Here is a 14,271-nt window from a genome sequence, read left to right on the forward strand (position 1 = left end):
CGGATGATACAGCAGTTATATGCTGGTTGTTTGTTTCTATTGTCAGGATACTGTTTTTCATGTTTTTTCATGGAGAGTTTGATCCTGGCTCAGGACGAACGCTGGCGGCGTGCTTAACACATGCAAGTCGAACGATGACGACCGTGCTTGCACGGTCTGATTAGTGGCGAACGGGTGAGTAACACGTGAGTAACCTGCCCTCCACTTCGGGATAACCTCGGGAAATCGTGGCTAATACCGGATATGAATCCTTGTCGCATGGCGGGGGTTGGAAAGATTTATCGGTGGGGGATGGACTCGCGGCCTATCAGTTTGTTGGTGAGGTAATGGCTCACCAAGACGATGACGGGTAGCCGGCCTGAGAGGGCGACCGGCCACACTGGGACTGAGACACGGCCCAGACTCCTACGGGAGGCAGCAGTGGGGAATATTGCACAATGGGCGAAAGCCTGATGCAGCGACGCCGCGTGAGGGATGACGGCCTTCGGGTTGTAAACCTCTTTCAGTAGGGAAGAAGCGAGAGTGACGGTACCTGCAGAAGAAGCGCCGGCTAACTACGTGCCAGCAGCCGCGGTAATACGTAGGGCGCAAGCGTTGTCCGGAATTATTGGGCGTAAAGAGCTTGTAGGTGGCTTGTCGCGTCTGCCGTGAAAACCCGAGGCTCAACCTCGGGCGTGCGGTGGGTACGGGCAGGCTAGAGTGTGGTAGGGGAGACTGGAACTCCTGGTGTAGCGGTGAAATGCGCAGATATCAGGAAGAACACCGATGGCGAAGGCAGGTCTCTGGGCCATTACTGACACTGAGAAGCGAAAGCATGGGTAGCGAACAGGATTAGATACCCTGGTAGTCCATGCCGTAAACGTTGGGCACTAGATGTGGGGGACATTCCACGTTTTCCGCGTCGTAGCTAACGCATTAAGTGCCCCGCCTGGGGAGTACGGCCGCAAGGCTAAAACTCAAAGGAATTGACGGGGGCCCGCACAAGCGGCGGAGCATGCTGATTAATTCGATGCAACGCGAAGAACCTTACCAAGGCTTGACATGCACCGGACGACTCCAGAGATGGGGTTTTCTTCGGACTGGTGCACAGGTGGTGCATGGTTGTCGTCAGCTCGTGTCGTGAGATGTTGGGTTAAGTCCCGCAACGAGCGCAACCCTTGTTCTATGTTGCCAGCACGTGATGGTGGGGACTCATAGGAGACTGCCGGGGTCAACTCGGAGGAAGGTGGGGACGACGTCAAATCATCATGCCCCTTATGTCTTGGGCTTCAAGCATGCTACAATGGTCGGTACAATGGGTTGCGAAACTGTGAGGTGGAGCGAATCCCAAAAAGCCGGCCTCAGTTCGGATTGGGGTCTGCAACTCGACCCCATGAAGTCGGAGTCGCTAGTAATCGCAGATCAGCAACGCTGCGGTGAATACGTTCCCGGGCCTTGTACACACCGCCCGTCAAGTCACGAAAGTCGGTAACACCCGAAGCCAGTGGCCCATCCTCGTGAGGGAGCTGTCGAAGGTGGGATCGGTGATTGGGACTAAGTCGTAACAAGGTAGCCGTACCGGAAGGTGCGGCTGGATCACCTCCTTTCTAAGGAGCATCACCAATTATGGTGGCCATCTGCCTGCCCGAGTGTGGTGGGGGTGGTTGCTCAAGGGTGGAACATCAACGAATGGGCACTTCGCTTGCCGGCGATGTCTTCTAGTACGACCTTTCGGGGTCTGGAACGGGAATGGCCGGTGGGTTTGAGGTGGAGACACGCTATTGGGTTGTGAGGCTGCACGCAGCCCCGACGGGCCCTTCTTTGGAAGGGCGTTGTGGGGGTGTGTGGCTGGTCCTCCCTGATGCTGCTTGGCGCGAATGCGTAGGTGGTGTTGGTGTGGGGTTGTTTCTTGAGAACTGCATAGTGGACGCGAGCATCTTGTAAGCAATTTTTATTGACATTGTGTCTTTGTGTTGCCGTAAGTTTTAAAGGGCGCACGGTGGATGCCTTGGCAAGAGGAGCCGACGAAGGACGTGGGAGTCTGCGTTAAGCCTCGGGGAGTTGACAACCGAACTGTGATCCGAGGATGTCCGAATGGGGAAACCCACCACGAGTCATGTCGTGGTACCCGCCACTGAATGTATAGGTGGTGTGGAGGGAACGCGGGGAAGTGAAACATCTCAGTACCCGCAGGAAGAGAAAACAATAGTGATTCCGTGAGTAGTGGCGAGCGAAAGCGGATGGTGGCTAAACCTGGTCTGTGTGATACCCGGCAGGGGTTGCAGGTTGGGGGTTGTGGGACGTATCAGAACTGTCTGCCGGCAGTTCGGCGTGGACGTGCAGCGGTAGTCGAAGTCGTGGTGAGTGCGACGGCGTAGAGGGTGTGACCCCCGTAGACGAAATCGATGTGCGGCGTGATGCTGTTCCCGAGTAGCACCGGGCCCGTGAAATCCGGTGTGAATCTGCCAGGACCACCTGGTAAGCCTGAATACTACCTCTTGACCGATAGCGGACAAGTACCGTGAGGGAAAGGTGAAAAGCACCCCGGGAGGGGAGTGAAATAGTACCTGAAACCGTGTGCTTACAATCCGTCGGAGCCTTTAGGGGTGACGGCGTGCCTTTTGAAGAATGAGCCTGCGAGTTAGTGGTCGGTGGCGAGGTTAACCCGTGTGGGGTAGCCGTAGCGAAAGCGAGTCTGAACGGGGCGTTCAGTCGCCGGCTCTAGACCCGAAGCGAAGTGATCTATCCATGGGCAGTGTGAAGCGCGGGTAAGACCGCGTGGAGGCGCGAACCCACTTCAGTTGAAAATGGAGGGGATGACCTGTGGATAGGGGTGAAAGGCCAATCAAACTTCGTGATAGCTGGTTCTCCCCGAAATGCATTTAGGTGCAGCGTTACGTGTTTCGTGCCGGAGGTAGAGCACTGGATAGGCGATGGGCCCCACCGGGTTACTGACCTTAGCCAAACTCCGAATGCCGGTACGTGAGAGCGTAGCAGTGAGACTGTGGGGGATAAGCTTCATAGTCGAGAGGGAAACAGCCCAGAACATCAGCTAAGGCCCCTAAGCGTGTGCTAAGTGGAAAAGGATGTGGAGTTGCTGAGACAACCAGGAGGTTGGCTTAGAAGCAGCCACCCTTGAAAGAGTGCGTAATAGCTCACTGGTCAAGTGATTCTGCGCCGACAATTTAGCGGGGCTCAAGCACACCGCCGAAGCTGTGTCACTCCGGTCTTGTACTGGGGTGGGTAGGGGAGCGTCGTACAGCCAGCGAAGCTGCGGGGGAACCCAGTGGTGGAGGCTGTACGAGTGAGAATGCAGGCATGAGTAGCGAAAGACGGGTGAGAAACCCGTCCGCCGATTGATCAAGGGTTCCAGGGCCAGGTTTATCCGCCCTGGGTTAGTCGGGACCTAAGGCGAGGCCGACAGGCGTAGTCGATGGACATCGGGTTGATATTCCCGAACCGATCGTAGGAGGACCCATACCGAGGCAGTCGATGCTAACCACCCGAGCCGTCTCTTCACCCTTCGGGGTGGGGTTGGTGGTGAGGCTGGGAACCAAGGTTGTAGTAGGTCAGCGCATGGGATGACGCAGAGAGGTAGCTTCCGCGGACTTAATGGAATAGTCCGTCTAAGCGTGCAGCCCGGCCCCGGGTAATGCTGGGGCCTTGAGGGTGAGACGTGATGGGGATCCCGTATGGGCGTAGGTGAGTGATCCTGTACTGCCAAGAAAAGTTCCGGCGTGACGAATACGGTCGCCCGTACCCTAAACCGACTCAGGTGATCAGGTAGAGAATACCGAGGCGTTCGAGAGAATCGTGGTTAAGGAACTCGGCAAAATGCCCCCGTAACTTCGGGAGAAGGGGGGCCCTATCCGTGAGAGCGGTGAGGGCCGCAGAGACCAGGGAGAAGCGACTGTTTACTAAAAACACAGGTCCGTGCGAAGTCGTAAGACGCTGTATACGGACTGACGCCTGCCCGGTGCTGGAAGGTTAAGAGGACCGGTTAGAGCCCTTCGGGGTTCGAAGCTGAGAATTTAAGCCCCAGTAAACGGCGGTGGTAACTATAACCATCCTAAGGTAGCGAAATTCCTTGTCGGGTAAGTTCCGACCTGCACGAATGGCGTAACGACTTCTCCACTGTCTCAACCGCGAACTCGGCGAAATTGCATTACGAGTAAAGATGCTCGTTACGCGCAGCAGGACGGAAAGACCCCGGGACCTTTACTATAGTTTGATATTGGTGTTCGGGACGGCTTGTGTAGGATAGGTGGGAGACTGGGAAGCATTCACGCCAGTGAGTGTGGAGTCGTTGTTGAAATACCACTCTGGTCGTTCTGGATTCCTAACCTCGGTCCGTGATCCGGATCAGGGACAGTGTCTGATGGGTAGTTTAACTGGGGCGGTTGCCTCCTAAAGAGTAACGGAGGCGCTCAAAGGTTCCCTCAGCCTGGTTGGCAATCAGGTGTTGAGTGTAAGTGCACAAGGGAGCTTGACTGCGAGACTGACAAGTCGGGCAGGTGCGAAAGCAGGAACTAGTGATCCGGCACCTCATTGTGGAATGGGTGTCGCTCAACGGATAAAAGGTACCCCGGGGATAACAGGCTGATCTTGCCCAAGAGCTCATATCGACGGCATGGTTTGGCACCTCGATGTCGGCTCGTCGCATCCTGGGGCTGGAGTTGGTCCCAAGGGTTAGGCTGTTCGCCTATTAAAGCGGTACGCGAGCTGGGTTTAGAACGTCGTGAGACAGTTCGGTCCCTATCCGCTGCGCGCGTTGGATATTTGAGAAGTCCTGTCCCTAGTACGAGAGGACCGGGATGGACTGACCTCTGGTGTGCCAGTTGTTCTGCCAAGGGCATGGCTGGTTGGCTACGTCGGGAAGGGATAACCGCTGAAAGCATCTAAGCGGGAAGCCTGCTTCGAGATGAGATATCCGTGCACCTTTTGGTGTGGGAGGGCCCCAGTAGATGACTGGGTTGATAGGCCAGATGTGGAAGCGCAGTAATGTGTGGAGCTGACTGGTACTAATGGCCGATGACTTACTTCAACACTATTGTTTGCGTGTGTGTTTGCGTCCACTGTGCGGTTCTTGGGAAACAACTCCTCGGAGCTGGATCACTCTTGGGGGGGGGTGTGTCTGGTTCTGGAGGGGCTTGTTGTCTCATAGTGTTACGGCGGTCATAGCGTCGAGGAAACGCCCGGTTCCATTCCGAACCCGGAAGCTAAGCTCGATTGCGCCGATGGTACTGCACTCGGGAGGGTGTGGGAGAGTAGGTCGCCGCCGGACATCTTCACTGGGAGTGGAGGAGTGCTTGAACCCCTTATGGGTGTTCGCCTCCTCCACTCCCATTTTTTTTATGCCCAAAACTCGGAAGGCCACGCGCGTTGGCTGGGCTGCCATTCTCGCGGCGGTGGTCCCTTGATCCCGTGCACCACCCCCGCTTCCGCCATGATGCTCGGCTCGAGCGCTGCATAGCCGGCGCTCTGGGCGCTCGAGCGTTGCACAGACGGCCTTCTGAGCCGTAAGAGCGCCGACTGCGCAACGCTCGTGAGCGTGGAGGGTCCAGAGATCGTCGTACCGCTCACGCCGGGACCACCGCGGCGGCCCGGTCACCCTTCTCCCCGGTAGACTCGGTGGCTGGGCAGAGCCGCGCCGCACCGCCCAGGAGCTCGATGACTCACCGTCTCGAGCGACAGCACACCACAGACGGGGTGCGCCCTCACGGGGTGCCCCCTCGGACCACCAGGAGAGCCATGCCGTCCACGTTGCCGGGAGTTCCCGACATCGATGAGCAGCTCGCAGCCGATGTTCTCGAGCAGCTCGGAGTCGTCGAGGAACGGCTGCGTGCCTCCGTCGCCACGTCCGATGACATGGTCCGCTGGACTGGCCGGCACCTCATGGATGCGGGCGGCAAGCGTGTGCGTCCGATGCTCGTGCTGCTCGCGGCATCCCTCGGTGACATAAAGGCGGAGAGTGTGATCGAGGCTGCCGTCCTCGTCGAGCTCACGCACCTGGCGAGCCTCTACCACGACGACGTCATGGATTCTGCTCCAACCCGTCGGGGCACGGACAGCGCTCACGCGCTGTGGGGCAACAACGTCGCCATCCTCACCGGAGACTTCCTCTTCGCACGGGCCAGCGCGCTCAGTGCCCGCATCGGCACCTCGGCGGTGCGCGAGCACTCCGAGACCTTCGAGCGTCTGTGCCTCGGCCAGCTGCACGAGACCGTCGGCCCCACGGCTGAGGACGACCACTTCGCGCATTACATCTCCGTGCTCTCGGACAAGACCGCATCGCTCCTCGCCCTCGCGGGCAGCCTCGGGGCGTCCCTCGGCGGGGGACCTGAGGGATCGGCGGAGGTGTTGCGTCGTTACGGCGAGAAGATCGGAGTCGCCTTCCAGCTCGCCGATGACGTCCTGGACCTCGAGAGCGATGCGTCCACCAGCGGGAAGACTCCTGGGATCGATCTGCGCGAAGGCGTTCCCACGATGCCGACTCTGCTGGTGCGCCGTCGCGCCGCCGAGAAGCAGGACGCCCGCTCGCTGGACATGGTCGCCCGCCTCGACGGCGACCTCAGCTCCGATGCTGCTCTCGACGAGCTGGTCTCCCTGCTGCGAGAAGACCCCGCCCTCGAGGAGACCCGCGAGCTCGCCCAGCGCACTGCCGACGAAGCGGTTCAGATCCTCGCCGAGCTGCCGGCCGGACCGGTGCGCGACGCACTGACGGCGTTCACGCGGACTCTGGTCGAGCGCAAGTCCTGACCCTCGCGGCGGGGAGAACAGCGCCGCGGCCCGGTGTGAGCCGGGGGAGTGGCCCACGGGTGTGGCGTGATGCGGACTCCGTGGTGCTGACGGCTGTCTACGAGTACCCTGGGCACGGCGTGCGCGCGACGGGGCCCGGTCCCTGGCGGCGGCGGAGCGGGCAGGGGTCGTCGGCGCGCTGAGAACTGAGCGATGTGCTGGGGGTACGTCCATGTCTGTCACTGCGCGACCGAAGCGGCGCCGCAGGAACCGCGTCACCGTCGTGTCCTCGGCGGTCTTCTCGGTCATCGCGCTGGTGCTGACGGGCTTCGCCCTCTCCCATCCCGGTCTGACCTCCTCCGAGGTCGACGTCTCCAACGGCGGCGTCTGGGTCGCGAACCAGGACCGCGGGCTCCTCGGCCGGGTGAACGTCGATGCCGGCGAGATCGATGGCAAGGTCGCGTCGACCGGCCAGGATCTCGACATCATCCAGTCCGGCTACCACGTCTTCGAGACAGGGCCGCGCGGCATCACCCCGATCAACACCACCTCCGTCACACGGGGCGGGCTCGTCGAGCTGCCCGAGGGGTCCGTCGTCAAGCTCGGCCACGACCGCGTCGTCATCTCCGCTCCCGACGGCAAAGTCTGGATCGTCTCCCCGGATGAAGCCGCCGCGTTCAGCACCGCCACCGTCGACCCCGTCCATGAGGGCGGCAGCGGGCCGCTGCCCGTGACCGTCACCGATCAGGGGCACGTCTACGTCCTCGACGGCAACGAGCTGGTGAAGTTCCCTCGCGCCGAGTCCACCCGGGAGACCGCCGCGGACGATCCCCTGGTGGCGGGGAACCTGTCGACCAAGCCCGAGGACGTCCAGCTCACCTCCGTCGGCGACCAGCCCGTGATCATGGACCGGCCCAATCGGCAGCTCCGCGTCGGTACGGAGCTCAAGGCCTACGACCTCACAGAGTACGGTGTCTCCTCCCTCGACGACGCCGAGCTCCAGCAGGCGGGAGCCGCCTCGGACGACTTCGTGCTCGCCACCGTCGACACCCTGTTCGTCATCCCCTTCGACGGGGGCGAGGCGACCGCGATCCCGGCCGGCGGCAACGGCAGCACCGTGGTGCCTCCCGCCCAGGTGAAGGGATGCGCCTACGGGGCCTGGGGCGGCTCGCTGCGCTACGTCCGGGCCTGCGAGGGCCAGGAGCCCGTCAAGGAGTCGATCCCCGACGCCGAGGACTCCGACGAGCTCAAGCTGCGCGTCAACCAGGACCTGGTGATCCTCAACGACCAGCGGTTCGGGCTGTCCTGGCAGATCATGGACAGCATGGAGCTGGTCGACGACTGGGTCATCGAGCAGGAGATCCAGACCGACGACTCCAAGAAGCGTGAGCGGGAGACCCTCACCACCACGATCACCAACACCGCGGCCGAGCGGGAGGAGGAGAACCGCGCGCCCACGGCGAAGGACGACTCCTTCGGCGTGCGCGCCGGCCAGAGCGTGGTGCTCCCGGTGACGCGCAACGACTCGGACCCCGACGGCGACATCCTCACCGCGAGCGTGGAGGGGGACCAGCCGAGCATCGGCACGGTGACCCCGATCCGCGGCGGGACCCAGCTCCAGATCGATGTGGACGAGGACGCCTCAGGCACTGCCACCTTCGTCTACGAGGCGGATGACGGCCGCGGGGGCACCGACACCGCGACCGTGACGCTCGAGGTTCGCGCCGACGGGGAGAACTCCGGGCCGCGGCCTGCCGAGGACAGGGTGACCAAGGTCCAGGTCCGCTCGGGCCAGGAGGTCAGCTTCAACATCCTCCCGTACTGGGAGGACCCCGACGGCGACGCCTTCTACCTGGCCAACGCCACCGTGGCCCCCGAGGACCTGGTCACCTTCCGTCCCGACGGCCTGATCACGTTCAATGACGCCGGCCTGGCGCCGGGCACCAAGCAGGTCCAGCTCACCTTCCGCGACGAGCACGGCCAGACCGGTGAGGGCATCGTCGAGATCGAGTCCGTCACCGAGAGCGACCTGACCCCGATCACGACCGCAGATCACGCCACGATCGTCGCCGGGCGCAACACCACCATCAAGCCGCTGCTGAACGACCTGAACCCCAACGGCGGGAACCTCGAGCTGATCAGCGTGAGCGATGCGGACGGACTCGACGTCGAGCCGGTGCTGGACGCCGGCACCGTCAACGTCGAGGGCAGCACCCCGGGCGTCTACTACCTCGAGTACACGGTCGGTGCCGGCGGCTCGAGCGCCTCGTCGATGGGACTGATCCGCGTCGACGTGATCGAGCCCGATGCCGAGGACCTCGCCCCCGTCGCCGTGGACGACATGGGCACGGTCACCACCGGCACCGACACGCTGCTGGACCCGCTCGAGAACGACGTGGATCCCACCGGCGGCGTGCTCGTGGTCAACACCGTCGAGGTCCCCGAAGGCAGCGGCCTGAAGGCCACCGTCGTCAACCACCACCTGGTCCGGGTCGAGGCCGAGCCCGGCGCGGTGGTCGCGACCGAGCCCGTCCCGCTGACCTACGAGGTCGCGAACTCCTCCGGCCGGTCCACGGGCACCATCCGCGTGATGGTCGCCAGCACCGACACCCAGTTCGCCAACCCGGTGGCCGCACCGGATCGCGCGGTGGTGCGCGCCGGCGACATGGTCAACATCGACGTGCTGGGCAACGACATCTCGCCGACGGGCGCGGATCTGCATCTGGGCCAGGAGCTGGACAGCACCCGCGCCGATGACCTGGGCGACACCGAGCCCCATCAGGACCAGGTGCGCTTCCGGGCGAACGATGACGCCTCCGGCGAGGCCGTCGTGCAGTACGAGGTGGTCGACTCCACCGGCCGCACCGGCTCCGCCCTCGCGTACATCACGATCGTGCCGCGGGACGCCGACAACACCGCGCCCAAGCCGGACAACCTCACGGCCCGTGCGGTGGCCGGCACACCCGTGCGGATCCCGGTGCAGACCACCGGGATCGACCCTGAGGGCGACTCGGTGATGCTCACCGGCGTCACCAGCCCGATGCCCACGCTCGGCGAGATCGTCAGCGCGAACGGGGAGTGGATCGAATACCTCCCGTACGACGATTCCGTCGGCACCGACCGCTTCCGTTACCAGGTGATGGATCGGCACGGCGCGATCGGCACCGCCGAGGTGCTGGTCGGCATCGCCTCTCCCAACGATCGCAACCAGGCCCCCTACGCGGTCGACGACACCGTCGAGGTCCGACCGGACCGTGAGGTCCAGATCCCGGTGCTCGACAACGACACCGACCCCGAGAGCGACCAGCTCTCGGTGGTGCGCAGCGATGTCGAGGCGATGACCGATATCGAGGAGCATCCGCCGGCCGAGGGCGCGGAGGACGGTTATGTCACCGTCACCACCCCGTCCGAGCCGGGCACGCACACCCTCCTCTACGCCGCCTCCGACGGCCAGCTCAAGAGCTCGGCCACCGTGACCGTCAAGGTCGCGGAGAACGCTCCGCAGCGCTCCCCGGTGGCCCGGGACGACTTCGTCCCGGTCGAGGACGTGATGGACCCCGACCAGGTGGCGGTGGACATCAACGTGCTCGACAACGACTCAGACCCCGACGGCAGCACCAGCGACCTGGTGGTCGAGCTGGAGGGCTCGCCCGAGGGCGCGCAGCTGCTCGACGAGGACGGCACCGTCCGGGTCACGCCGCAGGAGGAGCAGCAGCGCCTGCGGTACACGATCACCGATGTGGACGACCGCACCTCGGCCGGGTACATCTGGGTCCCCGGTACGGCGAAGCAGGCCCCCGTCTGGGTGGGACAGCCGCTCGAGGTGCAGGCCGGCTCCGAGGGGACCGTCGACCTCTCCGATCCCAACAACGTGCGCGTGCGCCCCGGCGGCCAGCCCGCACAGGTCACCGACCCGGGCTCGGTCACCGCACAGCACCACGACGGCGGTGAGCTGGTCCAGGACGAGAACACCCTTCTTTACCGGCCGGCAGCGGACTTCTCCGGCAACGACACCATCACCGCCGAGGTGACCGACGGCCCCGTCGGCGATCCGACGGCGGCGGTCGCGACGCTCGCGATCCCGGTCGTGGTCACCCCGGAGGAGACGAACCTCCCGCCGACGCTGCAGGGCGCGCAGCTCGAGATCGAGCAGGGCGGGCCGCAGTCGACCATCGATCTCTCCGCGGGAGCAGAGGATCCTGAGGGCGATGAGCTGACCTACGCGATCGGCGAGTACACGGAGGACCCGGAGATCTCCGTGTCCCTGGACGGCTCCACCCTGAGCGCGGGCGCGTCCACGAGCTCACCCAAGGACACGATCCTGGAGGTGCCGATCAACGTCTCCGACGGGACGAACCCTGCGGTGACGGCGAGTGTGCAGATCACCGTCGGCGGCTCGCAGCGACCCACGATCTCCGCCGCGCTGGACGAGGCGACGATCGATGCGGGGCGCACCGATTCGATCGCCGTGCTCGAGAACGATTCGAACCCCTTCCCGGGCGGGGATCGGGAGATCCTCGACGTGGGCCTGATCTCCGGTGACGGAGAGGTCTCCCTGGACGGCGATCAGGTCGTGATCACGCCCGATGCGCAGTACTCCGGCATCCTCAACGCCCGGTACACGGTCGTGGACGAGACCGGCGACCCCGATCGTCAGGTCAGCGGCGAGATCCGGGTGACCGTGCGCGGCCTGCCGGATGCCCCCTCTGCCCCGCGCATCGGCGAGGTGGGGGACGGATTCGTCGAGCTGAACTTCTCCGCGGGCCCTGACAACGGCGCCCCGATCACGGGCTACGAGGTCACGAGCGTGACCGGTCCCTCGATCAGCCAGACGTGCTCCTCGACGTCGTGCACCATCGACGGGCTGACCAACGGCTCGGAGTACACCTTCCAGGTGATCGCCATCAACGAGGTCGGCGAGTCCGACCCCTCGGCCGCCTCGGCGGTGGCGCGACCTGACGTGCGCCCGGACAAGCCTGCACAGCCCACGGTCGAGCGCGGTGATGGTCAGCTGACCGTCACCTGGACCCCGCCCACGAACCGCGGCTCGGCGCTGCAGTCCTACACCGTGCAGATCTACGACTCCTCGAACCAGGCTGTGAGTAGCCGGGAGGTCGCCGCCGGCACCACGCAGACCGTGTTCTCCGGCCTCGAGAACGGGGTGAACTACCGGTTCCGGCTCCTGGCCCGGAACCTCTCCGAGGAGCCCTCGGAGTGGTCCGAGTGGTCGCAGCTGGAGCATCCCGCGGGCAAGCCGAAGAAGCCCGCGAGCGCGCCGACGGCCGAGCGCGTCAACGATCCGCGCGGCGGCGCGATCACGGTCACCTGGGCGGCGATGGGGAAGGACCGCAACAACGGCGAGCCGATCACCAGCTACGTCGTCACGTCCTCCTCGGGGAAGTCGCAGACCGTCCAGGCGCCCAAGACCTCCGCGACCTTCACCGGTATGGACGCCGATTCGGAGCACACATTCACGTACATCGCCGTGAACTCTGTGGGCAAGGGGCCCGAGTCCTCGGACCGTTCCAACGCGGTGACGCCGTGGGCGAAGCCTTCGCCGCCGACCAACGTGACGGCGAGCATGCCCAGCGAGGGCGAGGGCAAGGGCCCGAACGGCCGCGCGACGGTCCATTGGGACGCCGCCGACGGCAACGGGACCACGATCACCAAGTACGTGATCTACGGCGGCCCCTCACCGGTCACCGTCGATGCCTCGAAACGCAGCCATGAGTTCTCCGGCCTGAAGAACGGTACGAGCTACCGGTTCACCGTCGAGGCCCGCAACGGCTTCGAGAAGAACGGTGGTGTGAGCAAGCGGTCGAAGGAGTCCAACGCCGTGCGGCCGTACACCACTCCGGACCGCCCATCGATCACCTCGACCAGCAGCAAGTGCACCGGCGCGAACTCGTGCCCGGTTGAATTCACGTTCACCGCCCAAGGCGACGGCGGCGGATCCGGCCGGACGCTCCACTACCGCATCGGCGGCGGCGACTTCCAGACCACGACCAACGGCGAGATCACGGTGAACAAGGAGATCAAGGCCGGCACGACGGTCGAGGCGGAGGCCTACGTCTCGATCGACGAAGGCCTGAAGAGCTCCACCGCCTCGAAGTCCCAGAAGGCGCGCTCCTGGCAGAAGACCCCGAAGTTCAGCGAGGTCACCTGGGGCTCGTACGTCCCGCCGGGCACGAAGGGCTGTTCGAACAACAACTGCAAGTGGTTCCGGCTCTCGCTGCGGAACATGACTCCCGGTGAGACCTATCGGGTCGCGTTCTCCAACGAGGGCGAGACGCATTACAAGATCATCGAGATGACGGCGAACAGCAACGGCACGGCGACCTCGGCGTCGCAGGAGAACTTCTACGGGTACGTCCGCGGCGGGGTACCCGATTGGCCGATGACCGTCGACGTCGAGGTGAACGGCAAGTGGGTGAAGGTGGCGGACGGCATCTACAGACCGTGATGACACTCCGCCCGATGCCCGGCCTTCCGCTCCCGTCCCTCCCACAGAAAGATCCCCTCCTCCCATGACCATGACCCCCGAACAGGCCCGCTGGTTCGCCGAGACCTTCGACAAGCTCGTCCAGAGCGTCGGTCAGGCCGTCCTCGGCAAGAACGAGGTGGTCCGCCTCGTGCTGACCGCGATGATGGCTCCCGGCCATGTGCTGCTCGAGGACGCACCCGGCACGGGGAAGACCTCGCTGGCCCGCTCGATCGCCGCGACCGTGCAGGGCACCAGCACCCGCATCCAGTTCACCCCGGATCTGCTGCCCTCCGACGTCACGGGCGTGACGATCTACGACCAGAACACGAAGTCCTTCGAGTTCCACAAGGGACCCGTCTTCGCGAACGTGGTCCTGGCCGACGAGATCAACCGCGCCTCGCCCAAGACCCAGTCGGCGATGCTCGAGGTGATGGAGGAGGGGCGGGTCACGGTCGACGGCGTCACCCATGAGGTCGGCAACCCCTTCATGGTCATCGCCACCCAGAACCCCATCGAGCAGGCCGGCACCTACCGCCTGCCCGAGGCGCAGCTGGACCGCTTCCTGATGAAGACCTCGATCGGATACCCTGATCACGCCTCGAGCGTCCAGATCCTGCAGGGCTCGGCCGCGCGGGACCGCAGCGCCCAGCTCACCCCGCGCATCTCCCTGCAGGCCGTCAACGACATGACCCAGCTGGCCGCCACCGTGCACGTGGACCCGGCGGTGCTCGAGTACGTCTCGCGCCTGATGGAGGAGACGCGCCTGGCGCCCGAGGTGCGGGTCGGGGTGTCCATCCGCGGCGCCCTCGCGCTGATGCGCGCGGTGAAGGTGTGGGCGGCCGTCAACGGCCGTCACTACGTGATCCCCGACGACGTCAAGCACCTGGTGGAGCCCGTCTGGCTGCACCGTTTCGTGCTCGATCCCGAGGCAGAGTTCGCGGGCACCACGGCCAAGAGCGTGATGACCAAGATCCTCAGCGAGGTGGCACCGCCCCAGGCGCGGCAGCAGACGGCATGAGCGCCGTCCGTCGACGAACTGCGAGGAACGAGCGGGAGGAGATGGACGCGTG

3 protein-coding genes and 3 rRNA genes are annotated in these 14,271 nt (G+C 64.1%); all 6 read left to right on the forward strand.

Going from position 1 to position 14,271, the window contains the following annotated elements; genetic code table 11:
- Positions 1-66 precede the first annotated feature (66 nt).
- The 6 genes from BN4251_RS01520 (at position 67) to BN4251_RS01545 (ending at position 14,219) form a co-directional block, all read left to right on the forward strand.
- A 16S ribosomal RNA gene (locus BN4251_RS01520) occupies positions 67-1,586 on the forward strand.
- 369 nt (positions 1,587-1,955) lie between these two features.
- A 23S ribosomal RNA gene (locus BN4251_RS01525) occupies positions 1,956-5,023 on the forward strand.
- 123 nt (positions 5,024-5,146) lie between these two features.
- Positions 5,147-5,263, forward strand: a 5S ribosomal RNA gene (gene rrf / locus BN4251_RS01530).
- The 16S, 23S and 5S rRNA genes sit together here, the layout of an rRNA operon.
- 467 nt (positions 5,264-5,730) lie before the next feature.
- Complete coding sequence (locus BN4251_RS01535) at positions 5,731-6,738, forward strand: polyprenyl synthetase family protein (protein WP_087483423.1); 1,008 nt, start codon at positions 5,731-5,733, stop codon at positions 6,736-6,738.
- A 211-nt stretch (positions 6,739-6,949) separates the two neighbouring features.
- Positions 6,950-13,180: an Ig-like domain-containing protein gene (locus BN4251_RS01540; protein ID WP_087483424.1), complete on the forward strand. Its 6,231-nt coding sequence runs from the start codon at positions 6,950-6,952 to the stop codon at positions 13,178-13,180.
- Between the two features lie 64 nt (positions 13,181-13,244).
- Complete coding sequence (locus BN4251_RS01545) at positions 13,245-14,219, forward strand: AAA family ATPase (RefSeq protein WP_170931776.1); 975 nt, start codon at positions 13,245-13,247, stop codon at positions 14,217-14,219.
- The last annotated feature ends 52 nt before the right edge of the window (positions 14,220-14,271 follow it).

The sequence above is a fragment of the Brachybacterium massiliense genome (genome assembly GCF_900184245.1).
Classification (GTDB): Bacteria; Actinomycetota; Actinomycetes; order Actinomycetales; family Dermabacteraceae; genus Brachybacterium; species Brachybacterium massiliense.